The organism is Halomonas sp. SIMBA_159 (assembly GCF_046536035.1).
GTDB lineage: Bacteria > Pseudomonadota > Gammaproteobacteria > Pseudomonadales > Halomonadaceae > Vreelandella > Vreelandella venusta_A.
The window spans coordinates 1-278 of the sequence record NZ_JAWJBT010000421.1 but is presented as its reverse complement, the minus strand read 5'-3'; the positions used below and the strand labels follow the sequence as shown (position 1 = coordinate 278).

At 45.0% G+C, this 278-nt stretch carries 1 protein-coding gene; it reads left to right on the top strand.

What is annotated here, in order from left to right; translation table 11 throughout:
* A partial coding sequence (locus R0J87_RS19875; protein ID WP_498888410.1) for a hypothetical protein occupies positions 1 to 278 on the top strand: 278 nt, incomplete at both ends.

Sequence of the window (278 nt, the reverse complement as noted above, 5' to 3'; positions counted from 1 at the left end):
GATTGCATCTATGGTGGCGACAATACTTATCAGGAGTTTAATACTCTGGTCAGCAAAACATCGCTAAAGCCAGATTATGTGCTGACCTCTGACTTCCATGCCTGGCGGGTTCAGCAATTGCTGAATGATCACCATCTGGACAGTAAGATCCTGACCAGTTCCAGCCGGACGTTCCGTCATTTAAACTGCCATTTGCAATGTTTGCTGACGGTGAATCTGGCCAATTATGATCTGTACAGCAAGCTAATCTCAGAGTTTGCCAGTTATACCGTTTATAC